Origin of the sequence: Nocardia sp. NPDC049149 (assembly GCF_043197455.1) — a bacterium.
In the GTDB taxonomy this organism is placed as follows: Bacteria; Actinomycetota; Actinomycetes; order Mycobacteriales; family Mycobacteriaceae; genus Nocardia.
In genome coordinates, this window is sequence record NZ_JBICTD010000001.1 from 928,946 (window position 1) to 954,970 (window position 26,025).

The window sequence follows — 26,025 nt, forward strand, 5'->3', positions numbered from 1 at the left end:
AGGTGTGGATCAGGCGGTGATCGGACGGTCGTCGATATCGCGTCCTGCGCGGTTCATCCAGTGCGCCAAGAGGTATTCGGGCAGGTCTGTGTGTTTACCCGGCGACGGGTCGGACGCCGAGGCGGGGTCGGCGAGATCCGGCAACTGATCGTCGGCGCCGCCGGGTTGGTCGAGTAGTCGATCCGGCTCCGGGGCAAGGGCTTCGGGTTGCGGTGCGTGCTCGGTGGCCGCGGCGTGGTCGGCGCGCACTATCCAGTTCAACGGTTCACTGAAGGCGTCGGCCGAGGTGCCAGTGATGTGATGGTTCCAGGTGCCGTTGCCACTGGGGTCGGTATAGAAATGGTCGAGGACGTTGTCATCGTCCAGATCCAACGCCGCCACGTCGGCGAGACCGACACCGCTGGTATCCCAGAGGGCGTCGTCGACGAGACCGTCGCCGTCGAAGTCGAGCCGCACCGCGTCGGGCGCCCCCGATCCGGTCAGATTCAGATCCGCTTCGCTGGTCCAGACGTGCACCGTGCCGTCGCCCGTGCCGAACACGTACTCGATCTCGTCCATGTGAGATTGGACGCACGCCAGCACTGTTCGGTTCCCTGTCGCACGGCATTCCGTGGCGACAGTGCCGACCACGCGAGGTCCCGCATTCGTTCTCGCTGGTCAGGTACGTTGTTGTCGCCTCGCCCCGAATCGAAAGGGAGTCAACGCGACATGGCTTTTCCAGTGCGACACGCGGTGCGAAAGCTACTACCCGGGTGGGGAACCCGGTCGCGTCCGTTGGCCGGGATCGCCGAGTAACCCTCTCCGTGCCGCGCCGATCCGGAGTCACCGCGCCCTTGGCACCGACGCTGGTCGGTGCGCTCCTGCTCATCCTGCCCGTCCCGCCCGCGCAGGCCGGTCCGCTCCCGTGGGCGCCCGCGCCGGTGAACAGTTGCGGCGAAGTCGGTTTCGACCCGCGCGACCGGGCACCCGATCCGACACTGCCACCGCCGCCGCCGGTGACGCTGCCCGAACAACTCGACATCCCGGTGCCGATTCCCGAACTCACCCACGTCCCGGTGCCCGACCCGCCGCGGCACGAAACGCGGATCGATCCGCCGCCGTTGCCGCTCGACCCGTGCCACACGCCGTGCCCCGAGGTCCGCGACATCGCGAAACCCGCGGCGGCGGACGCTGATCCACGCCAGCTCCCCGAGCACGGTGGCGGAGCGCGGCCGAGTTCCCCTGCGCCACTTTCCCTGCCGCGGATCGCGATCAAACCCGAGATCGAACCCATCCCGATCCCGGTGCCCGGCGACGCGGACGAGGCGGCGCAGCCGGCGCCGCCCACCGTGGTGCACCCGATCGAGCCGGGTCCCCGCACCGCCGCGGTCGCCGCGCCGCGCGTCGCGGCCACCGAACTGGTCGGCCAGGTGACCGGGCACGGCTCGCAGAACCGCACCGACCTGCGCTGGCAGGTGGACGGCACCGACCTCGGCGTGATGTGGGAAACCAAGCCAGGCGAGATCGCCATGGTCTTCGGCGACACCTTCGGGAAGGGCTGGCAGGCGGGCGGGATGGGCAGCGACGACCAGGACTGGCGCAGCAACGTGCTCGGCTACAGCACCGATCGCGAACTGTCCGACGGGCTTTCGCTGGACACCATGGTGCAGGACAGCAGCTGCCACGCCGCCGAGATCCTGAGCAGCCGGAAGATCAGGAACTGGGAAACCACCACCATCCCGACCTCGGGATTCGCCCTCGGCAACCGCCAATACCTGAGCTACATGTCGGTGAAACGGTGGGAACGCATCCCCGGCATGTGGTGGAACAACTTCGGCGGCCTCGCCTACTCCGACGACAACGGGCGCACCTGGACCAAGGATCAGCATGCCAAGTGGGACAACCTCTTCGGGGTCGGCCGATTCCAGGTGGCCGCGATGGTGCCGCAGGGGGAGTACGTCTATATGTTCGGCACGCCCAACGGCCGGATCGGCATGATCGGGCTGGCCAGGGTGCCGAAGGAGCACGTGCTCAACAAGTCGGCCTATCAATACTGGGTGGGTGACAGCTGGGCGCCTGCGGCGGAAAACCAGGCCACCCCCTTGGTTCTCGGCCTGGCCAGCGAGATCTCGGTGCGTTACGACCGGGAGAGTGATCGGTGGCAGATGGTCTACCTCGATCCAGGCCGCGGCGAGATCGTGCTGCGCAATGCGACGAGCCCGCAGGGCGAGTGGACCGAGCCGGTGCCGTTGCTCGCCACCAGCGACTATCCGAAGTCCTACGGTGGGTTCATCCATCCGTGGTCGACCAGCAAGGATCTGTACTTCACGCTGTCGGCCTGGGACAGCTACAACGTGTATCTCATGCACACCGAGCTGGATTCGCCCAACTGAGCCGGTTCAGGATCGATCGGCGTCGACGAACCGGACGAAGCCGCCCGCATGGATCAAGGCGGGCGGATCCCGGTCCACGTCCCACATGGTCAGCTCCGTCCTGCCGATGAGATGCCAGCCGCCTGGCGTGCTGCGCGGATACACCGCCGTGTAACCGCCGGCCAAGGCGACCGCGCCCGCGGGAATCGTGGTGCGCGACTGCGGCCTTCGCGGCACGGTCAATCGGTCGTCGGGGGAGGCCAGGTAGCCGAAACCGGGGGCGAAGCCGACGAACGCACACCGCCACACCGTGCCGGTGTGTGCCGCGACGACATCGGCGGCACTCATCCCGAGCAGACCGGCAACCTCCGCGAGATCGGCGCCGTCGTAGTGGACCGGAATGACGAGCGGGTCGTCCGGAGAAGCGTTGTCCGACAATGTTCCACGGGAAACACTGCCCGAATTCGCCACTGCCGCAGACTCTTGCACCGCGAGCAGCAGTGTCGCGAGTGCGCGACGCACCGATTCCGCGTGCTCGGCCGAAAGTAGGGTGACGAGCACGGTTTCCGCCGCAGGCAGCACGTCTTCCACGCCGCCGAGCGGGTGCGCCCGCATGGCGTCGACCAGCTCGGCTACTTCCGCCCGCTGCAATGGCGTCACCAGCAGTGCGCGATCACCTGCGGCCCGGATCAACCGACCCGGGTCGGCCTGCTCGGACCCCTCGGTCACCGCGACGGACTCACTGCTCAACAGAACGGTGCGACCGGCACCCCGGCCTCGTCCAAGCTGCTGCGGATGCGCCGCGCCATCTCGACCGCGGCAGGCGTATCACCGTGCACGCAGATGCTCGCCGCCTGCACCGCGACCTCACCGGATCCGTCGACCGCCCGCGCCTTGCCCGAGACGGCGATCGAAACCGCCTGCGCGACAGCCTCGTCGGTGTGCAGCACCGCGCCGGGCAGGCCACGCGCGGCGAGGGTGCCGCTCGGCGTATAAGCACGGTCGGCGAAGCCCTCACCGACGAACCGCACGGCGGCGGCGGCCGCGTGCGCCAACTCGCTCCCGGCCGGACCGAGCAACGCCAGGCCCGGGTCGTAGTCGGCAAGCGCGCCGAGCACCGCGTCCGCGAACCTGCGGTCCCGCGACGCCGAATGGTAGAGCGCACCATGGGGTTTCACATAGCGAACCCGATCGCCCGCCGCCTTGGCGAACGCGTCGAGACTGCCGATCTGATACAGCACCTCGTCACGCAGCTCGGCCGGATCCATCGCAATGTCGCGGCGGCCGAAGCCCGCCAGGTCCCGGTAGCCGACATGCGCCCCGATCCGCACCCCCTTCTCGACGGCGAGCGCGCAGATCCTGCGCATGATCGAGGGGTCACCCGCGTGGAACCCACAGGCGATGTTGGCGCTCGTGACGATGTCGAGCATCGCCGCGTCGTCGCCCATCGTCCACGGACCAAAGCCCTCGCCGAGATCACTGTTCAGATCCAGCGGCATATGCACCCTTCCGTGGGGTTGTATCGGAGACAGACTCCTGATTCTGGTTCCGACGACCTTCCACAAGCAAGAATGCCCGATACGCAGCGAAGTATCCGCAGCTCACCGGCAGACATCCGCCAGCAACACCCGGTATGCGGTGGTCGGAAATCCGGCGACCTGGGTCACAGCGCGATGGTCGAGGCCGGTGTCGGCAAGTACGCTCGGACCAATCATGGCCACGTATTTCGATCCGAAGTCCTGGTCGCCGTTGCGGGCCGTCGATCTCGGCAAGCGCCTTTTCGACCAGTCCTGGCTGGAGCAGTGGGTTTCGGTCACCACCTCCTGGGTCGATCCGGTGGCCGACCTCGGCGCAGGCGCCGCAACGGCGCTGGTGCCTGACGTCTTGATGACCGTGCTCAGCGAAGGCATTCTCAGCCGCTTCGGCGGGCAGGAAGTCACCGCCACCCTGCTCGGGCACGACCTGCACGCCACCCTGCAGGTGCTCAAGGTGCGCAGGCGCGGCGCGCACTTCCAGACCAAGACGGTGCTGTCCAGGCTGCGCTGGGACGATCACCCGATCGAGGCCGTGACCGTGATCGCGCACGGCGTCCGGCTGATCCCCGGCGTGCCGACCAAGGTGCGAACCACCCAGCTCGACCTCGACGGCACGGTGACCACCGCGGCGCTCGTCGGATGGCTCAACACCCAGCCGCTGGACTGGGCACTCAGCATCGACGCGAGCGGACGCATCCTGGCCAAACACCGACGGCGACTGCTGACCGCACTCGTCGACGCCTCGGTGACGGACAACCAGATCACCGTCGACCTGCACCGGGTCAGCTGGTTGGGGCTGCGGATGCCGCGACGGATGATCCGCACACCCGCGCTGCTGCTGGAACAGCTGCCGAATCAGGCGCGCATCGTGCACGCCACCCGCGACGGCGACCTGGTGCGCTTCCGGGTGGAGCTGCCGGAGATCACCGGGTCGTTCGATCTGGCGCAGATCCGCTCCGCGATCGTCACCGGGACCAGGCTGATCGTCTTCTGAGCCTGCTCAACTCTGCGTTTTCCACCACTCCAGCAGCGCCGCCTCCGCCTCCTCCCGACTCATCGGGCCGCGGTCGAGCCGCAGCTCCTTGAGGAACCGCCACGCCTTGCCGACCTCGGGTCCCGCAGGCAGCCCGAGCAACTCCATGATCGCGTTGCCGTCCAGATCGGGGCGGACCTTGGCCAGATCCTCTTGCTCGCGCAGCCGCGCGATCCGGGTTTCCAGCTCGTCATAGGTGGCGCGCAGCGCGGCCGCCCGCCGCTTGTTGCGGGTCGTGCAGTCGGCACGGACCAGCTTGTGCAGGCGGGGCAGCAGTTCGTCGGCGTCGGTGACATAGCGGCGGACCGCGGAATCGGTCCACTGGCCCTTGCCGTAACCGTGAAAACGCAAGTGCAGGAACACCAGCCGGGCCACGTCCTCGGTGAACTGCTTCGGGTACTTCAGCGCCCGCATCCGCTTGCGCACCATCTTCGCCCCGACCACCTCGTGGTGGTGGAAGCTGACGCCGCCGCCCGGCTCGTTGCGTTTGGTGTCCGGCTTGCCGATGTCGTGCAGCAGTGCGGCCCAGCGCAGCACCAGGTCGGGGTCGCCCTCTTCCTGGTCGATGGCCTGCTCGAGCACGGTCAGCGAATGCCAGTAGACGTCCTTGTGCTGGTGGTGCTCGTCGATCTCCAGCTTCATCGCGGGCACCTCGGGCAGCACCCGCTGGGCCAGCCCGGTCTCGCACATGATGTTGATGCCGTCGATCGGATGCACGCCGCCGATCAGCTTGTCCAGCTCCACCCGGACCCGCTCGGCGGTGATCCGATCGATCTGGTCGGCCATCGCGGTGATCGCCGTGCGCACCCTCGGATGCAGCTCGAAGCCGAGCTGGGCAACGAACCGGGCGGCGCGCAACATCCGCAGCGGGTCGTCGTTGAACGAATCCTCCGGCGCCGCAGGAGTATCGAGCACGCCTTCGAGCAGCGCGTCCATCCCGTTGAGCGGATCGACGAACTCGAGCTCGCCGCCTGCGCCGATGCGCACCGCCATCGCGTTGACCGTGAAGTCGCGGCGCACCAGGTCGTCGGCGAGATTGTCGCCGAAGGTGACCTCGGGATTGCGGGAGACCCGATCGTAGTTGTCGCTGCGGAAGGTGGTGATCTCCAGCTGCTGCCCCGCCTTGGACCCGCTGACCGTGCCGAACACCAAACCGCCGGTATCCCACAGATGATCGGCCCACCCGCGCAGCAGCTCCTGCACCTGCTCGGGGCGCGCGTCGGTGGTGAAGTCCAGATCCGTGCCCAGCCGCCCGAGCACCGCGTCCCGCACACTGCCGCCGACCAGATACAACTCGTACCCGCGCGCCGCGAACAGCTCACCGAGCGGCTCGAGCACATCGGACAGCCTGCCCAACGTCACCGCCGCCGCAGCCAGCAATCGGGTACGTCTATCCAGCTCTGCGTCCTCGGACTTGGGCGAAACCACGAATCAGCAGCTTACCGAGCCCACCCAACCCATTTCCCAGCGCACACAACCAGCAGTGACGGCACGTGCGCTGCAACGTGCGATTGCCATCTAACCCAGCCCCCACGGAGCGAGTCTTACGAGCGACCCGTTCGCGGCCGTCTCGCGTCGCCCGACCGCCACCCCTCATCGAATCGCTACGCGATGCTGTCGTTTCGGCCGCGAACACCGCCGCGGCCACGCGGCCAATAGAACAGCAAATCCAACACAGTAGGATTACGTGGTGTCTCCGGCCGATCGTGCGAACAGTCGACGCCGCCAGCCTCGGCGCCGCGGTTCGACCGCGAACGCGGCGAAACCACGCATGCGCACGGTGCGGGAAACCTCAGCTGGTGGGCTGGTCGTCGACGGCTTGGACGGTCCGCGCGAGCAGCGAAGCGCGGCGCTGATCGGGCGAACGGATCGGCGTGGGCGGCTGTTGTGGTCGCTGCCGAAGGGCCATATCGAAGAGGGTGAGACGGCCGAGCAAACCGCGATCCGTGAGGTGGCCGAGGAGACCGGCATCAGCGGCGTGGTGGTGGCAGAGCTCGGCAGCATCGATTACTGGTTCGTCACCGACGGCCGGCGGGTACATAAAACCGTGCATCACTATCTGTTGCGTTTCGCCGGCGGCGAATTGTCCGACGCCGACGTGGAAGTCACCCAGGTGGCGTGGGTCCCGTTGAGCGAGTTGAATTCCCGACTGGCATACGCGGACGAGCGGCGCCTGGCCGAAGTGGCCAACAAACTGATCGACCGGATGGAGACCGGCAAGCGATGACCCAAACTTCTCGGCATCGCGCAGCGATTCCGCGGGGGGTGGTGGCCGGGCGATGGGTTGGCCCGCGCCCTCAGCGACGGGACCGGCGGTGGCAGCGGAGCGTCCTTTCCCGCGTCGTTGCCGCGGCCATGATCGTCCTCGGCACGGCGGCAACGGTGCCGACGGTGCTCGCGCCCGCCGCCACCGCGCAGTCCGAGGGGACCAAGAAGTTCGTCAAGCTGACGCTGGATTCGGTGACGCCGACGGCGGTGACGACGACCAGCGATCCGGTGCTGACGGTGGCGGGCACGCTCACCAATATCGGTGACCGCGTGGTCGAGAACATCCGGGTCAGGATGCAGCGCGCGGCGGCGATCACCACGCCGAGCAACCTGCGCGCGACGCTGCAGCTCGAGGAGAACAGCTACGACCTGCAGACGCCGTTCCAGGCCATCGCGACGGAGCTGAAACCGTTCGAGCGCAAGCAGTTCAGCATGCGCATCCCGTTGCGCCAGGGCAGTGGGTCGAGTACTTCGCTGGCCATCAACGAACCCGGCGTGTACCCACTGTTGTTGAACGTGAACGGGAAGCCCGACTACGGCGTCGAGTCCAGGCTCGACGATGCCAGGTTCCTGCTTCCAGTGCTCGGCCTGCCGCCGACGTCGAACTCCGCGGACGCAGGCGCCGCGGTGCCCATGCCCGCGGGCGCGCCGGTGCCGACGACACTGCTGTGGCCACTGGCCGACCGGCCACGCCTGGTGGCCGGCATCCCGGGCTCGGTGGACGGCAAGGTCGAACTCACCGACGACGAGCTGGCCAAGCAGCTCGACAAGGGCGGCCGTCTCGACGAACTCCTCGGTGCGGTGGAGACGGTGGTCGGCCCGGCGCCGGGCCGCGACCGCACTCTCGCCTCCTCGGTGTGCCTCGCGATCGACCCCGATCTGCTGCTCACCGCGCAGGCGATGACCAAGGGCTATCGCGTGCTGGCCAGCCCGTCCGATCCTGGCGGCGCGATCAGGGACGGCACCGGTGGTCCTCAGGCGAAGAGTTGGCTGGACCGATTGCGGACACTCGCCGGCTCAATGTGCACCGTGGCGTTGCCGTTCGGGCAGGTCGACCTCGATGCGATTGCGGCGGTGAACGATCCCGACTTGTCGGCCAGGGCGATCAACGCCCCCGCCGAGCTCATCGATTCGATCCTGACCACCAAGTCGGTGCGCGGGGTGAGTCTGCCGGATTCCGGCAGCATCGACGGCGGCGCGGGAACGTTGTTGCGCAGCCATGGTTTGAGCACCGCCGTGCTTGCCGACACCGCCGTCGCCGAGGAGGGCAAGGCAGGCACGTCCGAAGCGGTGCGACCGACCGCGACCACCAAGGGCCGGACCCAGACCACGCTGAACCAGATCTCGCAGAGCGAACCAGCGGCGCCACCCGTGGTCAGGCTGCCCACGATCACCGCGGCCGCACCACCGCCTGCCGAGCCGGTATCGCCCGCGAATCCGGTTCCGCCGAACGGGAATCCGCCTGCCGACCCGGCGCTGCATGCGGCGACTTTCGACATCTGGTCAGCGACCGCACTTGCCGCGGTCGGCTCGAACCCGCCGACGCCCTCATTCACCCCGGCCAAGGTGCGTTACGACGTCACCATTGACTCCCGCACCGCCCGTTTACAAGACGCCCTCGGCGCGATGTCGTGGTCGGCGCTCAATCCGCAGGCCGACCAGCCGCGCTCCCTGCTGCTCGTCCCACCGCAGCAGTGGAGCGCCAACCGGGACGAGGCGACCACCCTGTTGCGCCAGCTGGAACTGCTGGTGCGCAGCAATCTGGCCGCGCCGCGCCCGTTCAAGGAGCTGATCGAGCAGCCGCCGGACCCGCAGGCGTACGAACTGGACTATCTGCCACAGGCCGCCAAAGACGCGGTCCCCGACCGGTTTTTCGATCCGGTGCGCGACCAGGCCAGGCGGATCAGTGAGCTGATGCGTGCGCTGATCGACGTGCCGGAAGCCCAGCTCAAGCCGGGCCAGTTCCTGAATCCGTTGCGCGACGATCTGATCCGGACGCTGAGCCTGTCCGATCGGCGGGCAGGCGACGCATCGCAGGCGAACACCTTCGCGCAGCGCAGGATCGACCAGTCCACTCGGACGTTGGACAAGATCTATCACTCGGTGACGGTGCTGCCGCCGGGCGGCGTGTACACCCTTGCGTCCGAACAGAGCCCGCTGCTGCTGGTCGCGCAGAACGATCTGCCGGTGTCCGTCCAGGTCAGGATCAAGATCGAGGTGCCAGCGGCGGTGAAGATCGAAGACCTCGGCGTGCAAGAGCTGCCACCGAGAGGCAAACGCTCGTTCCAGATTCCGACCGAGGTGCGCGACAGCGAAACCTTCATCATTCCGATCTCGCTTACCACACCCGATGGCATCCCGCTGGGTAATGCCACGCAGGTATCGGTGCGTTCCAACGCCTATGGTCAGGTCTTGGCAATAATTACGGCATGTGCCGGAGTGCTGCTGTTCCTGCTGGCCGGACGCCGCCTGTGGCGCCGGTTCCGCGGGCAGCCCGACCCGGCCGACGAGGGGTTCGATCCGAACACCCGGCGGCGGGTCAACCGGTATCGCCGCGCCAAGAAGCGGGTCATCGAACAGCAGGAGCAGCAGGAGGCACAGTGAGGCATGGTCGACCGGCGCCCCGCGCCGCGTGCCGAACTCACTGCGAAGTTGCTCACCCGGAGACCCGCCACGGCGACCAGATTTGGACGTCCGGCAAACCACAGTGGCAGAGTGGAGGACAATCGCGGAGTGCCCGCATCCGCGCGCGTGCGGTGTGGGTGAAGGGCAGTACCAGGAGGAACGGTGAGCGGATCAGCCATGACGTCGCTTGCCGTACCGACCGATGCGGCCTGTCCCGCCCGGCGTGGGAGGGCGCGATGACCGACGATCGCGCGGCGCTGAGCGGGGCCGAGCGGGTGCGGCGTCCCGCACGACACTGGAGGCGTGATGAGCGACGATGACGCATCGCCGCACCGGCCTCGACCCGGCGATCGACCACCGGCCCGGCGCGCGCCCGTCGCGCCGTGGGAACGGTTACCACCCCAGGCGGAAGCGGACGAGTTCGAGCCCGATCCCGATCCGTACGAGGCGCCCCCGCCACGCACCCCCCATGTGAGTAGGCCGTCGGCACCGCCGCAGCCGTGGCCGGGCCAGCGCATGCCGCCGGGACCGCCACAGCGACCGCCGGGCCCCCCGCAGCGGCCAGCACCAGCGCCGCATCCCGGCCAACGGCAATATCCGGCAACCCCGCAGGGACCAGGGCAGCAGCGGCCGGTGCCGCCTGGCCAGCGCCCCGCGCCAGCGCCCGGTCAGCCGGGTGGAAATCCGGCCGGTTCGCCGCACCCCGCACCGGGTCAGTCCGGTGGCCTCCCCGCCAGTTCGCCACGTCCGGCGCCGGGTCAGTCGGGTGGGATTCCCACTGGCTCACCACGTCCGGCACCCGGGCAGTCCGGTGGGATCCCCACCAGTTCGCCGCGTCCGGCGCCAGGTCAGTCCGGACAGCTACCTGCGAGCGCACCGCGCCAAGCGCCGGGCACGCCACGCCAAGCGCCCGGTCAGCCGAACGCGCCGCGTCCGGCACCCGGGCAGTCGGGTGGGATTCCGACCAGTTCACCGCGGCAAGCGCCCGACCAGTCCGGAGCGCTACCCACCAGCACACCGCGCCAAGCGCCGGGTCAGCACAGTCCGCCGCGCCCTGCCTCGGGTCCGTCCGGCGCGCCGTATCCGGCTGCGGGCCAACCCAACGCGCCGCGCCCGGTGCCCAACCAGTCCAGGCCCGCGGCCGGACAATCCGGACCGATTCCGACCAGTGCACCTCGGCCAGGCCAGTCAGGTCCCATCCCGGTGGGTGCGCCGCAGTCCAGCCGCGTGCCACCACCGCGCTACGCGCCACCGCAGGCCAGGCCCGACCCGTACCCGCCGCAGCGTCGCCAGCCACCGGCGGCGGTCGCCGAGAAGGGCCACCGTCCCCGGACTCAGGAGTGGGAGGTCGCCGAGGAGTTCGCCCCGAGTTCGAAGGAATCCAAGCCGAATTCGAGCTCCCGGCTGCTGAGCGACTCCGGCTCGATCGCCTTCGCGACCTTGATCAGCCGGGTCACCGGCTTCGGCAAGCAGCTGCTGCTGCTGACCGTGCTCGGCCCCGCCATCGCCAGTGCGTTCACCGTGGCGAGCCAGATCCCGAACATGATCGCGGAGCTCGTGCTCGGCGCGGTGCTGACCGCGATCGTGGTGCCGACGCTGGTCCGTGCCGAACAGGAAGACCCCGATCACGGCGCTGCCTTCGTCCGGCGGTTGGTCACTGCGGCCTTCGTGGTGCTCGCCACCGCGGCACTGCTCGCCACCGCGGCCGCACCGATCTTGACCACCTATGTGTTCCTGTCCGACGACGGCAAGGTGAACACCGGGCTGACCACGGCGCTGGCCTTCCTGCTGCTGCCCGCGATCCTCTTCTACGGCATGTCGGCGTTGCTGACCGCCATCCTCAACACCAGGCAGAACTTCAAGCCTGGCGCGTGGGCTCCGGTGCTCAACAACGTCGTCGTGCTCACCGTGCTCGGCCTCTACGTGTTGATGCCGGGGGAGATCACGCTCAACCCGGTGAAGATGAGCGATCCGAAATTGCTCGTCCTCGGCGGCGGTGTCACGATCGGCGTGGTGGTGCAGGCCATCAGCCTGGTGCCCGCGATTCGGCGTGAGCGCATCGACCTGCGGCCGCTGTGGGGTGTCGACGCGCGGCTCAAGCAGTTCGGCGGGATGGGCGCTGCCATCATCCTGTACGTCCTGATCAGCCAGGCCGGCTTCGTCTTCGCCACCCGCATCTCCTCGCACGCGGACGCGGCAGGTCCGGCCATCTACAACAACGCCTGGTTGCTGCTGCAGCTGCCCTACGGCGTCCTCGGCGTCACCGTGCTCACCGCGATCATGCCGAGGCTGAGCCGCAACGCCGCGGCCGACGACACTCCCGCGGTCGTCGACGATCTCTCGGCGGCGACCCGGCTGACCATGATCGCGCTCGTCCCGGTCGTCACCTTCCTGACGCTCGCCGGGCCGCAGGTCGGGCAGGCGCTGTACGGCTACGGAAACTTCGGCGGCTCCGACGCCGCGCGCCTCGGCCTCGCCGTCAGCTGGTCGGCGTTCTCGCTGATTCCCTACGCGCTGGTGCTGATTCACCTGCGGGTGTTCTACGCCAGGGAACAAGCCTGGATCCCGACCTGGATCATCCTCGGCATCACCGCCGCGAAGATCGTGTTCTCCGCGATCGCCCCGATGGTGACCGATGCCGAACACGTCGTGATCGCGCTCGGCGTCGCGAACGGCCTCGGGTTCGCGGTCGGCGCGGTGGTCGGCGGCTATCTGCTGCACCGCAGTCTCGGCGATCTGCGGATGTCGAATGTCAGCCGCACCGTCACCAGGGTGGTGCTGTCGTCGATCGCAGGCGGCGCCGTCATGTGGATCGTGGACCGGGTGCTCGGGCTCGAACGGCTCACGCATGCCTTCGGCGGACCGGGGTCACTGATCCGGGTCGCGATCACCGCGATCGTCATGTTCGCGGTAGCGTTCGGGCTGATGCGACTCGCCGGTGTTCCGGAGGTTGTCGCCATCACCGTTGCCATCTCGCGCCGCCTCGGCTGGACCCCGCCCGCACCCGATCTGGATCTGGACGGACCGGTCGAAGATCAGTACGCCACCCAGGTGCTCCGCAGGCCTGACCCCTATCTGGCGTACCCGAGGTTCGACCCGTACATGGACGCGCAGACGATGGTGCTTCCGGTGATCCGAGCCGACGCCGTTGACATCACCGGCATGGGCGAGTTCCCGTACCCTGTTCGGCAGAGAAGCACAAGTGGCGAAATCGCCGAAACCTCGACATACCAGGGCGAAGGAGGACCGAGGGTGAGCGACGACGCGGTGGGCGGCGTCCCAGCCGCTGATTCTTCTGCGACCACGGCAGGCGGGCTTTCGACCGATGCCCCGCCGCCCGGAGGAGAGCCGTCGGATCCCGCGTACGCGAACCGAGAGACCGATACCGGTCCTGCGGATCACGACGCGGCACCGCAGGCACCCGAACCGGGCCAGCCGCAGGATCGCCAGAATCAGCTGCCGCCACGCGACCCGATGTACGACACCGGGATGATCCCGATCGGGTCGCCGGAGATGCCGCCGCTCGGCGGCGGTGTCAAACGAACTCCGCGCGGCCCCAAGCTGATTCCCGGCGCGTCGGTGGCGGGCGGCCGATACCGGCTGCTCGCCGGGCACGGTGGCGCGCGCGGCCTGAAGTTCTGGCAGGCGCTCGACATCAAGCTGGACCGCGAGGTCGCGTTGACGTTCGTCGACGCCGACCAGAAGGCCGCGGACAACTCCGGCCACGACGGCCCGCAGGCCATCCTGTCCCGCACGCTGCGCCTCGGCCGGATCAATTCGCCCGGTCTCGCCCGAGTGCTCGATGTGGTGCGCGGCAGCTCCGGCGGCATCGTGGTCGCCGAGTGGACGCCTGGCCGGTCGCTGCGTGAAATGGCCGAAACCGTGCCGTCGCCGATCGGCGCCGCGCGCGCCATTCGAGCGCTGGCCTCGGCTGCCGAGCTGGCCCACCGCGGTGGTGGCTCGCTGTCCATCGATCATCCGGATCGGGTGCGGATCAGCGCATCCGGTGACGCGGTGCTCGCCTTCCCCGGCACGCTGTCCGATTCCGACGCACAGTCCGACGTGCGCGGCCTCGGCGCGATGCTCTACGCGCTGATCACCGCCCGCTGGCCGATTCGTTCCGGCGGTGTCACCGGCACCGCCGCGACCGTCGGCGGATTGCGGCTCGCCGACTTCGGCCCGGACGGCACCCCGGTCGAGCCGAGGCAGATCAGACCCGAAGTGCCCTTCGAGATTTCGGCGGTCGCGGTGCGCTCGCTGGAATCCAACAAGGGTGTGCGCACCGCCGCGACCGTCCAGCATGTGCTGGAGCAGGCCTCGGTGGTCGACCAGAAGACCGATTTCATCCCCGTGCTACGCCTGGGCCAACGGCCACCGTCGGCGCCGGACGAGTCGCTGGCCGACCCGGAACTGCTTGCGGCGGAACGGGAGAGATCCCAGCGGATGATGTGGATCATGGTCGGGCTAGGCATCCTGGCCGCGCTCGTGGTCGGCATCGTGATCTGGTGGATGGTCAGCGTGTTCGCGCCGGGCGCCTCCGACGCGCCGCTCAACGAACAGCGCAACATCGGCCTGACCACGAACAGCGCCCCGCCCGCAGCGACGCCGGCGGCCGCAGGACCGACTGCCCCGGCCGGCGGCGTACCGCTACCGATCACCGGGGTGACGGTGTTCTCGCCGGAGGGCACACCGGACGGAGTCGGCACCGTGAACGCGGTCATCGACCAGAATCCCGGCACCCTATGGAAGACGGACCAGTACTTCCAGCAGTTCCCCGCACTGAAGAAGGGCGTAGGACTACTAGCGACGCTACCCAGCCCGGCGAAGCTGACCACCGTCTCGATCAACTCGCCGAGCCCGGGCACTTCGGTGGAGATCCGTACTTCGCCGACCGCCCAGCCAACACTGGATCAGACGCAGTTGATCGGCTCGGCCAAGCTAGGCGACGGGATCACCGATATTTCGGTGCGCACCGATCAAGCCGTCCGCTACGTGCTCGTCTGGATTACCGGACTAGGCAACTCCGGTGGTCAGTTCCAAACCTCGATCGCTGATATTCGTTTCGACGCTGCACCTTAGCTAGTTTCGGATCCACCGCCGCATGTGTCGTGTAACCGTGCAGGCCACGCGCTGACGCCCGCTCTCGCGTCATTCTCCGTTTCCCGTTTGGTTGCTGTCGAATCGTCCCGGACGATATGATCTCCTCGCGCTCTCAGCAGGGGAGCTTCCCGGGTTCTGGTTACTCGATCCTGGATGCTGCGAAATTTCGGCGATGGTCGTTCGTGTCCGTTGCCACCGTGAGCGCTGTCCAAGGGGTTGGCATTGTCGTCCGATTTGAACGAGGATTTCCGCGGGGGTTCTTCGCGGCCTGTCGCGTTCCGCGAGCGGCCGTTCGTTGGCGAGGACTACACCGATGTCGAGCTGCTGCAGGCCCATGTCCGCGGCCAGCGGCATGCCTTCGCCGAGTTGCTGCGCAGGCACAACGACCATCTGTGGCAGACCGCGCTGCGCACCTCCTACACGCGCGAGGACGCCGCTGATTCGCTGCAGGACGCACTGCTGTCGGCGCATCGCACCGCAGCGTCGTTCCGGGCCGAGGCCGAGGTACGCAGCTGGCTGCACGCGATCGTGGTGAATGCCTGTCTGGACCGGATCCGGCGCAACAAGATTCGCAAGGCCGTCTCTCTCACACCGGAGACGATGCCGGAGCCCCGCGACGAGCGGGACGCGGTGGCCGAATGGGAGATGTCGCTGGTCGTCGACCACGCGTTGTTCTCGCTGCCGCCGGACCAGCGGACCGCTCTGGTCGCCGTCGATCTCGAGGGGTATAGCGTGGCGGAGGCTGCGGCGATGCTCGGCGTTCCGGAGGGGACGATCAAGAGCCGCTGCGCCCGCGGTCGACAGCGACTACAAGAACGTTTGGAATTTCTCCGCGATCCGGGGAACCGGAAGTAGTTGAGATGCGTCAGTAATAGTGACGAACCCGTACGCGATGTCCAAGCAGCTCCCCAGCCCGAGGGGATTCCGTGATGTCAGATGAGAACAGTGGAGGTGCGATGGCGACCAGGTCCATGCCGCAGCCTCCGTTCTCGGCCGAGCTGCTCGCCGACCTGCACGCCGGCAATGTCGCACCCGAACTGGGGGAGCAGCTGTGGCCCGTGGTCCGCGGCGACGGCGAGTCACTGCGCTACCTGCATGCGCTCGACGATGTCAGCACTGAACTGCGTGCGCTCGGCCGCAGCGACCACGTCATCCATGCGATGCCCGACGATGTCGCCGCCCGGCTCGCCCTGTTCATCGATGGACTCGACCTGCCCGAGGAACCCGCCGACGAGGGCGCGACCATCTATCGGCTGCCGTACTCCGCCGAACCCGAAAAAGCCGATACCCCTGCGGTTTCCACGCCGCCGACGAGCACACCGGCCGCCCCCGTCGCACTCGACGAACACCGGCGCGGCAGGCTGCGCTGGCTCACCGCCGCCGCGGCGGCCGTCGCGGTCGTTGCCTGCGCCGCCATCGCACTGACCTCGGTGCGGGGCAACGACGCACCGCCGATCGCCCAGCCAACCTCGGGTCCCACACACGTCGGCACCACCGCGGTCGGCACCAAGGTCGTCGCACCCACGCTGCTCGATTCCCCCGTCCTGCTCGCGGCGCTCGGCCGCAACGACGCAAGCGGACTGCTCGCCAGTGTGCCCGCCCAGGAGCGTTGCGTGCGTGCCAACGGACTCGAGCGCAGCGTGCTCGGCTCCACCGACTTCGTCTACGACGGCAAGGCGGCGGTCCTGCTGCTGCTCTCCGGGCCGCGCACGCCGAAGATCACCGCGCTGATCGTCGGAACCGGTTGCACCACAGACGATCCCCAGCGCCTCGCCCTGCAGGACATCGGCTGAGGCTCGGGGTGACCTACGCGGTAACCGATCTCGCGTAGCTCCAGGAGTGCGGCACATCTCACGACTGAGCCCAAGCTCACCCGACACCGGTCCGATGCCGGAACAATAGCCATTACCCTGTTGTTGACCGAGACGTCCAGTTGATATATCACCCCCGGAAGGGCCCCATGAGCGTTCGCGACCTGATCATCGTCGGCTCCGGACCTGCCGGCTACACGGCCGCCGTGTACGCGGCCCGCGCCGAGCTCCAGCCGTTGCAGTTCGAGGGCACCCAGTTCGGTGGCGCGCTGATGACCACCACCGAGGTGGAGAACTTCCCCGGATTCCGCGAGGGCATCATGGGCCCCGACCTGATGGAAGAGATGCGCGAGCAGGCCAAACGGTTCGGCGCCGAGATCCGCACCGAAGACGTGGACGCGATCGACCTCAGCGGTCCGATCAAAACCGTCACCGTCGGCGACGAGACCTACCAGGCCTACGCGGTGATCCTGGCCATGGGTTCGGCCGCCCGCTACCTCAACGTGCCCGGTGAGCAGAAGCTGCTCGGGCGCGGCGTCAGCGCCTGCGCGACCTGTGACGGCTTCTTCTTCAAGGGCCAGGACATCGTCGTGGTCGGCGGCGGCGATTCCGCGATGGAGGAGGCGATCTTCCTGACGAAGTTCGCCAGCACCGTGACGATCGTGCACCGCCGCGAGGAGTTCCGTGCCTCGCGCATCATGCTCGAGCGGGCCAAGTCCAACGAGAAGATCAAGTTCGTGCTCAACGCCGAGGTCACCGAGGTGCACGGCGATACCGCCGTGACCAGTCTCACGCTGCGCGACACCAAGACCGGACAGACGTCGGAGTTGGCCGCGACCGGCCTGTTCGTCGCCATCGGCCACGATCCGCGCAGCGAGCTGGTGCGTGGTCAGGTCGAGCTCGACGACGAAGGCTACGTGCAGGTGGTGCACCCGTCGACCGCCACGAAGGTGCCCGGTGTGTTCGCCGCCGGCGACCTGGTCGATCACACCTACCGCCAGGCGATCACCGCCGCGGGCACCGGCTGCCGCGCGGCGATCGACGCCGAGCGCTGGCTCGCCGAACAGGGTGACATCACCTCGAACACGCTCGACCACGCGAGCCGCTCGGTTGCGGTGCCCGCCAACTGACCTTCGTCCCTCGCCCGCGGTACCCGCCGCGGGCGAGTTGCGCTTCAACAAGGAGAAACCCATGTCCGAGACTGCCAAGAAGACCGGCGCGAAGACGATCACCGTCACCGACGCGTCCTTCGCCGACGACGTGCTGCTCAGCGAGAAGCCGGTCCTCGTCGACTTCTGGGCCGCCTGGTGCGGGCCGTGCAAGATGGTCGCCCCGGTGCTGGAGGAGATCGCGGGCACGCACGCGGACAAGCTCACCATCGCGAAGCTGGACGTCGACGCCAACCCGGGCACTGCCCGCGATTACAAGATCCTTTCGCTGCCCACTATGATGCTGTTCCGCGGCGGTCAACCGGTCAAGCAGATCGTCGGAGCGAAGGGCAAAGCCGCCCTTTTGCGCGAACTCGACGGCATTATCTGACGTCTGGCGCTATAACGTCATAGGCGTCAAAGGACGTCGTGTTCGACCGACGCGCCGTAGGATGCCTGGACTCGGGAATGTCGAATTCCCATCCGGGTCTGAGACAATCGACCGACGCCGGTCGTGCGAAGGTGTATCCCATCGCATGAGTGGGTACCCGGATTGACGGAAGGAAAGGGCTCTCACGCATGCACCGACTTCGTCACGGCGATAGCGGTCCAGCCGTAGCAGAGGTTCGGAGCACCCTGGCAAGCCTCGGTTTCCTCCACGCACACGTCGACACCGATCACGATGACGCGCGCGAGTACTGGAAAGACACCGAAGCCTCCTTCGACCACCGACTCGACTCCGCGGTGCGCGCGTTTCAGCAGCACCGCGGACTGCTCGTCGACGGTGTTGTCGGCCCGGCCACCTATCGGGCGCTCAAAGAGGCGTCCTACCGGCTCGGTGCGCGGACGCTGATCTATCAGCTCTCCGCGCCCCTGTACGGCGATGACGTGGCGACGCTGCAGCGCAAGCTGCAGGATCTCGGTTTCTATGTGCATCGGGTGGACGGCTATTTCGGGCCGCACACCCACGAGGCACTCACCGCCTTCCAGCGGGAAATCGGGCTCTCCGCCGACGGCATCTGTGGTCCGGACACGCTACGGTCGCTCGATCTGCTCGGCGCTCGCGTCACCGGCGGCAATCCGCATCGGATCGCCGAGGAGGAGGTGGTGCACCGCGCGGGGCCCCAGCTCACCGGCAAACGCATCGTCATCGATCCTGGGCTAGGCGGGCCGGACAAGGGCCACCCGGTGCCGACCGAGTACGGCGAGGTGTACGAGTCGGAAATCCTGTGGGACTTGGCAAGCCGGCTCGAAGGCCGGATGGCGGCCACCGGCATGGAGACCTTCCTCTCGCGGCCGTGGGGCGCCAACCCGACCGACGCGGAACGGGCAGACACTTCGAACGCTTTCGATGCCGACCTGATGATCTCGCTGCGCTGCGCGACCAATCCGAGCCCGCTGGCCAACGGTGTCGCCGGCTTCTACTTCGGAAATTCGCACGGCTCGGTCTCGATGATCGGGCAGGTGCTCGCCGGGTTCATCCAGCGTGAGGTCGTCGCGCGAACATCGTTGCAGGACTGCCGGACTCACGCGCGGACGTGGGATCTGTTGCGGCTCACCAAGATGCCGACCGTGCAGGTCGATATCGGTTATCTGACAAACGATTACGACGCGAATGTGCTCACCAATCCGCGGATGCGGGATGTGATCGCCGAGGCGATCCTGATCTCGGTGAAGCGGCTGTATCTGCTCGGGCAAGACGACCAGCCAACGGGTACATACACTTTCGCGGAGTTGCTGGCGGAGGAACTGGCCGCGGCCGACCGGGTGTAGCGGCCGCCGCCGAACGAGTTGTTCACGTAAAAGCGCCCCTGTCGATTCGTCGACAGGGGCGCTTCGTGTCTCAGCGCGGCAACCGGATCCGCGATTCAGCGCACGCCGATGCGTGCGGGCGGCGCCATCGACGCGGCAGCCAGCAGCTGATCGAGCGCCCGTTCCACGTCTTCCTTCCAGCCGTGGTCGGAGTTGAGCTCCAGACGCAGGCGAGGGAACTTGTGATGCGGCGCGACCACCTCGAAGCCGACCTCCTCCAGGAAATCCGCCTCGATCATGCAGGTTTCCGGCGAACACTCGGCCAGCGCACCCGACATGGTCGGGCCCGAACTCTTGATGATCGGCGCAGTGATCCGCTCCATCAACGTCATCGAGCCGAATCGCTCGGACAAGGCGTGCGCGGGCGGATCGAACCGGATGCCGAACGCCTCGAGCGCACGCACACCGCGACGCACCAGATCGGCCACCACGGCCTGCATCAACTGATGGGCAACCTCTTTGTCCTGATAGGGAAATTCGGCCCGCAGCGTGGTCAGCAGGACCGCGTCCGGGCTCACCGGTGAGGTGGGGAAGAGCGTGGCGCGCGGCACCACGCTTGGCGGCGAATACAGGGCACACCCCGCGACGTTGCCGTCGACGTTCGCGACCTGCCCGCACGAACCCCACTCCAGCAGGACCGTGGAGAGCCAGGCTTCCTTTTCGAAGACCGGATCGCTGAAGTCGCGGGAGTCCTCGGCGACGGCAGGATCCATCTCCCAGAACACACAGCGCCGGGAGTGCGCGGGGAGCTTGTCGAGCTCACCGAGGGTTAGTGCTGTGACGCTGGTCGACACTGCTCTGCTCAGCCTCCAGCTGTCCGATTCATCCACACTCATGCCGCATCACTCTGTTGCTCGCCAGCAAGAATAAGCGATCAAACGAACCCGCCTCATTCCACGTCGCTGTGCTGTTGGTCAGGAACTTGTGGTTGGTATGTCCCGGCGGGTCATCTGGTCCGCCAACTCACGGATTCGACTCGCTGTCACAGTGACGTTTCCGTCCTGGGGTCATACCTCTCGCATTCACAAGTTTACTTTTGTCACTTTTGTCACATATCGCGCTTGCTCTGCTCCATGAGATTGACGATGCGCTCGAGGTCGTCGACCGAACCGAACTCGACCACGATCCGTCCCTTGCGCTTGCCCATGCTGACGATCACCCGGGTATCGAACGACCCGGACAACCGATCGGCCACATCCTGCAGACCGGGCATGACGATCGGCTTGCGTTGCGGGGTAGGCGGCTCCGACGGATCCACCGGCGGCGGGGCCACCTCCTGATTCGCCAGGATGACCGCTTCCTCCGTGCTACGCACGGAGAGTCCTTCGGCGACAACGCGCTTGGCCAGTTCCTCCTGCGCGTCCACGCCGGCGGTCAGCCCGAGCAGCGCCCGCGCGTGGCCGGCGGACAACACGCCCGCCGCCACCCGGCGCTGCACCGAAATCGGCAGCTTCAGCAGCCGAATCATGTTGGTGACGGCCGAGCGCGAGCGACCGATGCGGTCGGCGAGCACCTCATGGGTGACGCCGAACTCCTCCAGCAGCTGCTGGTAGGCCGCCGCCTCCTCGAGCGGGTTGAGCTGCACCCGGTGGATGTTCTCCAGCAGGGCATCGCGCAACATCGACTCGTCCGCGGTCTCCCGCACGATCGCAGGGATCGCTGCCAAGCCTGCCTCTTGCGAAGCGCGCCACCGGCGTTCGCCCATCACCAGCTGGTACTGGTCGACACCCGGCTCGATCCGACGCACCACGATCGGCTGCATCAGACCGAATTCCTTGATCGAATGCACCAATTCGTTGAGCGCGTCCGGCTCGAAAACCTGACGCGGCTGCTTCGGATTCGGCTCGATCTGCTCCGGCGGGATCTCGCGATAGACGGCGCCGCCGACGGCGAGATCGTCGTCGGTGGGGTCGGGAACCCGATGCAGGTACGCCGACGCGGGCTGCGGCCCGATCGGATCCAGACCGATGACGCTGGCCGCTTGACTGCTGAGCCCCGGCGTCGCCGCCGGTCCCGTCGGGATCAACGCGGCAAGACCGCGTCCTAGCCCACCCTTCTTCGCCTGACTCATCGGTCTGTTGACCCCTTCCTCGTTCCGACACCAAACCGGGTCTCACCGACCCGGGTCGCACTCGGCCAGATCACTCCGCGCCTTCGGCGACCCGCGCCAACACGGTCGACCGAGCCGCCATTTCTCGTCCGGCATCGAGGTAGCTCATCGCGCCCCGGGAGCCTGGATCATAATCGAGCACCGTCATCCCATAGCCCGGCGCCTCGGACACCTTCACACTGCGCGGAATCACCGAACGCAACACCACATCGCCGAAGTGGCCGCGCACCTCCTCGGCCACCTGATCGGCCAGCTTGGTCCGGCCGTCGTACATCGTGAGGATCACCGTCGACACGTGCAGCGCCGGATTCAGGTGCGCCTGCACTAAGCCGATATTGCGGAGTAACTGCCCGACACCCTCCAGCGCGTAGTACTCGCACTGGATCGGGATCAGCACCTCCTTGGCCGCGACCATCGCGTTGACGGTCAGCAGACCGAGCGAGGGCGGGCAGTCGATCATCACGTAATCGATGTCGTAGCCCGCGATGTTGGCCTGCTCGATGGCCGCCTTGAGCCTGCCCTCCCTGGCCACCATCGACACCAGTTCGATCTCCGCGCCGGCCAGGTCGATCGTCGCCGGGATGCAGAGCAGGCGTTCGTTGTGCGGGCTCTGCTGGATCGCATCCGAGACCGACACCTCGCCGATGAGAAGTTCGTAGCTGGACGGAACACCCGAGTGATGTTCGATGCCGAGGGCGGTGCTCGCGTTGCCCTGCGGGTCCAGGTCGATCACGAGGACCGTCATCCCCTGATGCGCCAAGGCGGCCGCGAGATTCACCGCGGTGGTCGTCTTGCCGACGCCGCCCTTCTGATTGGCGATGGTGATGATGCGTTGCTCGTGCGGTTTCTGCACTGTCACCTTTCCTGGATGGAGAATCTGGCTGGCGCGTTGCGCTTCGGCCGCGATCGGGGTCTCACTGGGGGAGATGTTCCCGAACGGTGTGCTTCCGAATGCCTCCGCGTCGAAATTGCTGGAGTCCAGCATTCCCGGCACGCGCGACGTCGTTTCCCGTGAAACATTCGCCGGACCGCTCGACATAGACAGCTCCTAACCCGAGAAACGTTCAGATCACGTGCTTCCGACGAGCGTCGGCGCCGTGTCATCAAACAGCTGTGTCGGTACGAACATGATGCTCAACCGGGTTTCGCGGCGCCCGATCGACCGAGCGGAGCCCTCGCCGCTGTGACACCAAATCCACCGTGGCATCTACGCTCACGCCCGACGCTCACTAGCTTGCCAGCCCTGGGCGCGATAAGAAAGCTGAATCGCGGCAACGCGCGAACGACACTCGAATCTGTCCGTATTCGACCCCCCCGAACCCCAATGTTTCACATGAAACACCACCCCCCAACGGATTCCATCGCACCCGCGACCCCGCAACTGAATCCCGCACCGACCCAGCGACACCACCGCATCTCGGTTTCACATGAAACATCGCCTCCGGCGGACCGATCATCCGCTCGCTTCAGCGCATCTCGACGGTGCCAGTGGCTGCGGCGTCTCGCGCGCCCAGGACGAACCGGATCGACTTCAAGCCGCCCTCCCTCCTGAGGGTCGGCCTTCCAGCCGGACAAGTCGGCACACCTCCGATTGCCCCGGGTCCTTTGCGTGAGACAGTCCGTGGAGGAAGGAGGTCGCCATGTTTCCCGTGAAACGGTGCGGTGCTCAAAACGTTAGGAGTGGGTGGATCCATGCTTCGGCTCGTGGCTCGGGGTACTCCAGCAGTCAGACATCCGTGGAACGGTGCTCCCGTCCGCCGAGTGCATCAGCAGTCGTCAGATCGAACTGAGACTCGGGACATGGATGGGGGCTCGGATCCCGTTGCCGCCCCTCGGCGGGCGACGGGGGGGCGAAGAGACATGTTTCCCGTGAAACCGGTTGGCGCACCTGTTCGGTGCTCAAGGCACCAGGTGATCGTCGACGACCGCATCGGGCTGTGCTGCCGGTGCACGTCTCCAGACAAGCCATCGGTTGGATCAACCATCGCTGGTCCCGATACTTCAACGGGGGCATCTGGGAGTTCCGCGAGACTCACCCATCCTTGGACATGGGGGAGCGCCGGCGACCCTCGCGCGGTGCATCCCCGGCATCGTTGTTTCATGTGAAACCAGCTCTGCCCCCTGAACGCCAGATCGTCCGCCACGGACTCAGCGATTGCCATCAACTTCATGCAGATCTCCCGGCACTCACAAGGCGCGTCCAGTCCGCTGCTCATTCCCGGGCTCGGCACCCCGGGCGATCGGCCGCCAGCGAATCGGGCAGTCCTGTCAGTCAGTGTGCGGGGGGAGCGTGGGACTCAGCGCCCCCCGGCACGGGGTGTGCACAGCGGTTCGACGGCACAGGTGCTGGAGCGGTGCGCGCCTCGGGAGCAGCCGTCTGGCGCGACCACCCTAAGGCTGCCACCTCTGGGGTGAGTGCCAATGAGATGGTTTCACATGAAACATGGACCTCCGAGCCAGGATCGGGGCCGATCGTCCGCAGGGCGGTCGAGGGGGGTCCGCAGGACCGGTTTGGATCGCTCCTTGGTCCGGAGTGCAGCCCCTGATTCGCCGTGCAGCGAATCACTTCGAGTGGTTGGTCCTTCGCGTGTTCAGTGGCACCGCGTCGTGGCTCGTCGTCTCCCGCGACCGAGGCCATCGGCGCCACCATTCGATCTCCCGCGACCGCCACATCAGATCGGCTTTGGTGCACAGACTAAGACGCACCCTTCGAGCGAGGGGGACCGGAGAGGGGACCGTTCCAAGCCGACTCCCGCGCGAAGGTCCCGCCACCAGCGCCACCGTTTGGTCTCCCGCGACCACCACACCGGATAGCTCGCGGGCAATCGGAGGTGTGCCGACTCGTCCGGCTGAGGCGCACAGGTTGAGGCGCACCGTTCGAGCGAGGAGGGTCGGAGGGGGACCCGTTCCGAGCCGACCCATGACGAGACTCCGCCCGGCGCTAAGCGTGGCGCTCGATGGGGATGGCGAACCGCTCGCTGTGCTGCGCGAGCAGATGCCTGGCAGCATTGCGGGCCACCCGGATATCGATCGGTGCTGTCTCGCGGCAAAGCGGACGAAGGCTCCTGCCTTGACTGCCGCGCCACCGCGCCCGGACGGCGATGAGCCGCATCCGCCCGCACGAGTTCGCCCGCCGCGCCACTGCTGCCAACGTGGTTGCGCCACTCGCCGACAACGCATTCGACTGTTCGCGAACTACCGCCTGCAGGGCACAGCCGATGTGCCTGTGCCAGCTTGCTTTGCCTGACAGTCCGCCAGCCGCCGCGACCGGAGCGCGCTCGCGTTCCTCCGGAGTGCTCGACCTCCGGAGCGACTGGGTGGCGGTTCCCATGGCGTGGGTACGAGAGACGATGTTTCGTCTAGGTCTGGTCGTGACGGTCGGACGGATTCGCTCCGCCACACCGCGAACTACTTCGTCTTGCGACCGCGGACGGGCGCTGCTGCGCGCTTCGCCGCCTTGGCTTCCTTGCGGGCAGCCGCGTGTTCACGGCGCGGGGTGCGTTCGGCGCGGGGGAGACGTTCGGCGCTGATGACCAAGGTGGGGGTGTCGACCAGGCCGACGCCGCATTCGAGGACGGCGGTGTTGCCTGCACCGGCATGGGCCAAAGCTTCGGCGTCGCGTTCGAGTTCTTCGGCGGCGCTGATTCCTTTGAGGGCGAGCATGCGGCCGTGGTCGTGCAGGAGAGGGAGGGACCACTGGGCGAGTTTGCCGAGGGGGGCGACCGCGCGGGAGGTGACGATGTCGGCGCCGCCTGCTTCCTTCATGACACCGGATTGTTCGGCGCGGCCGCGGACGACGGTGACGTCGAGTCCGGCGGCTTCGATGAACTCGCTGAGGAAGATGGTGCGGCGCAGGAGGGGCTCGACGAGGGTGATGCGGAGGTCGGGCCGCGCGATGGCCAACGGGATTCCGGGTAGGCCCGCGCCGCTGCCGATGTCGACAACCGAGGCGCCTTCGGCGATCAGTTCGCCGACCACCGCACAGTTGAGAATGTGGCGATCCCAGAGCCGGGGCACCTCGCGCGGACCGATCAGCCCACGCTGCACGCCAGCAGTAGCGAGCGCCGCGCAGTATCGGCGGGCGAGCTCGAGTCGGTCGCCGAACACCGCCGCCGCCGTCGCGGGTGGTTCCAGCTCGGCAGGCAACGCGGTGGTTCCACCGAGATCTCGTTCCACGTGAAACATCCTTCCGAACTCGAGTCGATCAGAGAGGTAGCGACAGACGGACATTC

General features: G+C 67.4%; 18 protein-coding genes. 10 read left to right on the forward strand and 8 right to left on the reverse strand.

The features are described from left to right. Positions 1-9: 9 nt before the first annotated feature. Positions 10-558 (reverse strand): hypothetical protein, encoded by a 549-nt coding sequence (locus tag ACGFNJ_RS04410; RefSeq protein ID WP_393443226.1) that lies wholly within the window; start codon positions 556-558, stop codon positions 10-12. Positions 559-803: 245 nt separating this feature from the next. Here ACGFNJ_RS04410 and ACGFNJ_RS04415 point away from each other — a divergent pair, with 245 nt between their 5' ends. Beyond that, complete coding sequence (locus ACGFNJ_RS04415) at positions 804-2,372, forward strand: DUF4185 domain-containing protein (protein ID WP_393443766.1); 1,569 nt, start codon at positions 804-806, stop codon at positions 2,370-2,372. Between the two features lie 6 nt (positions 2,373-2,378). On the opposite strand, the gene ACGFNJ_RS04420 is transcribed toward ACGFNJ_RS04415, so the two are convergent. Together ACGFNJ_RS04420 and ACGFNJ_RS04425 are read right to left on the reverse strand one after the other, a co-directional pair. After that, entirely contained in the window at positions 2,379-3,101 is a 723-nt protein-coding gene (locus ACGFNJ_RS04420; protein WP_393443228.1) for an allophanate hydrolase subunit 1, read from the reverse strand. Next, entirely contained in the window at positions 3,098-3,850 is a 753-nt protein-coding gene (locus ACGFNJ_RS04425) for a LamB/YcsF family protein (RefSeq protein WP_393443230.1), read from the reverse strand. The genes ACGFNJ_RS04420 and ACGFNJ_RS04425 overlap by 4 nt, the downstream gene beginning before the upstream one ends. A 214-nt stretch (positions 3,851-4,064) precedes the next feature. Between ACGFNJ_RS04425 and ACGFNJ_RS04430 the strand changes: the two genes are divergently transcribed. Next, entirely contained in the window at positions 4,065-4,880 is an 816-nt protein-coding gene (locus ACGFNJ_RS04430; RefSeq protein WP_393443232.1) for a hypothetical protein, read from the forward strand. 6 nt (positions 4,881-4,886) lie between these two features. On the opposite strand, the gene ACGFNJ_RS04435 is transcribed toward ACGFNJ_RS04430, so the two are convergent. Further along, positions 4,887-6,347, reverse strand: a complete 1,461-nt coding sequence (locus ACGFNJ_RS04435; protein ID WP_393443234.1) for a CCA tRNA nucleotidyltransferase — start codon at positions 6,345-6,347, stop codon at positions 4,887-4,889. Positions 6,348-6,606: 259 nt separating this feature from the next. On the opposite strand from ACGFNJ_RS04435, the gene ACGFNJ_RS04440 reads away from it, so the two are divergent. The 8 genes from ACGFNJ_RS04440 (at position 6,607) to ACGFNJ_RS04475 (ending at position 19,644) form a co-directional block, all read left to right on the forward strand. After that, the gene (locus ACGFNJ_RS04440; protein ID WP_305793859.1) at positions 6,607-7,146 is read left to right on the forward strand and encodes an NUDIX hydrolase; all 540 of its coding nucleotides are present in this window, start codon (positions 6,607-6,609) and stop codon (positions 7,144-7,146) included. Further along, the gene (locus ACGFNJ_RS04445) at positions 7,143-9,791 is read left to right on the forward strand and encodes a hypothetical protein (protein ID WP_393443236.1); all 2,649 of its coding nucleotides are present in this window, start codon (positions 7,143-7,145) and stop codon (positions 9,789-9,791) included. The genes ACGFNJ_RS04440 and ACGFNJ_RS04445 overlap by 4 nt, the downstream gene beginning before the upstream one ends. Positions 9,792-11,015: 1,224 nt before the next feature. After that, complete coding sequence (locus ACGFNJ_RS04450) at positions 11,016-14,891, forward strand: murein biosynthesis integral membrane protein MurJ (protein ID WP_393443238.1); 3,876 nt, start codon at positions 11,016-11,018, stop codon at positions 14,889-14,891. A gap of 342 nt (positions 14,892-15,233) precedes the next feature. Continuing rightward, positions 15,234-15,767 carry an RNA polymerase sigma factor SigM gene (gene sigM, locus ACGFNJ_RS04455; protein ID WP_393443768.1) on the forward strand — a complete coding sequence of 178 codons (534 nt, stop codon included), beginning with the start codon at positions 15,234-15,236 and terminating at the stop codon, positions 15,765-15,767. Positions 15,768-15,868: 101 nt separating this feature from the next. Next, entirely contained in the window at positions 15,869-16,705 is an 837-nt protein-coding gene (locus ACGFNJ_RS04460) for a hypothetical protein (RefSeq protein ID WP_393443240.1), read from the forward strand. A 167-nt stretch (positions 16,706-16,872) separates the two neighbouring features. Then, on the forward strand, positions 16,873-17,853 hold the full coding sequence (gene trxB, locus ACGFNJ_RS04465; RefSeq protein WP_393443242.1) for a thioredoxin-disulfide reductase: 981 nt from the start codon (positions 16,873-16,875) through the stop codon (positions 17,851-17,853). A 61-nt stretch (positions 17,854-17,914) separates the two neighbouring features. Next, positions 17,915-18,262 (forward strand): thioredoxin, encoded by a 348-nt coding sequence (gene trxA / locus ACGFNJ_RS04470; RefSeq protein WP_393443245.1) that lies wholly within the window; start codon positions 17,915-17,917, stop codon positions 18,260-18,262. Positions 18,263-18,450: 188 nt separating this feature from the next. Then, positions 18,451-19,644, forward strand: coding sequence for an N-acetylmuramoyl-L-alanine amidase (locus tag ACGFNJ_RS04475; protein ID WP_393443247.1), 1,194 nt, complete (start codon positions 18,451-18,453; stop codon positions 19,642-19,644). Between the two features lie 95 nt (positions 19,645-19,739). Here the strand turns inward: ACGFNJ_RS04475 and ACGFNJ_RS04480 are convergent, their stop codons facing one another. The 4 genes from ACGFNJ_RS04480 to rsmG form a co-directional block, all read right to left on the reverse strand. Continuing rightward, complete coding sequence (locus tag ACGFNJ_RS04480; protein ID WP_393443771.1) at positions 19,740-20,477, reverse strand: GNAT family N-acetyltransferase; 738 nt, start codon at positions 20,475-20,477, stop codon at positions 19,740-19,742. A 254-nt stretch (positions 20,478-20,731) separates the two neighbouring features. After that, positions 20,732-21,754 (reverse strand): ParB/RepB/Spo0J family partition protein, encoded by a 1,023-nt coding sequence (locus ACGFNJ_RS04485; RefSeq protein ID WP_393443249.1) that lies wholly within the window; start codon positions 21,752-21,754, stop codon positions 20,732-20,734. Between the two features lie 70 nt (positions 21,755-21,824). After that, positions 21,825-22,778, reverse strand: a complete 954-nt coding sequence (locus ACGFNJ_RS04490) for a ParA family protein (protein WP_245746225.1) — start codon at positions 22,776-22,778, stop codon at positions 21,825-21,827. 2,423 nt (positions 22,779-25,201) lie between these two features. Then, a complete protein-coding gene (gene rsmG / locus ACGFNJ_RS04495) occupies positions 25,202-25,978 on the reverse strand; it encodes a 16S rRNA (guanine(527)-N(7))-methyltransferase RsmG (RefSeq protein ID WP_393443251.1) in 777 nt (258 codons plus the stop codon). Positions 25,979-26,025: the final 47 nt, after the last annotated feature.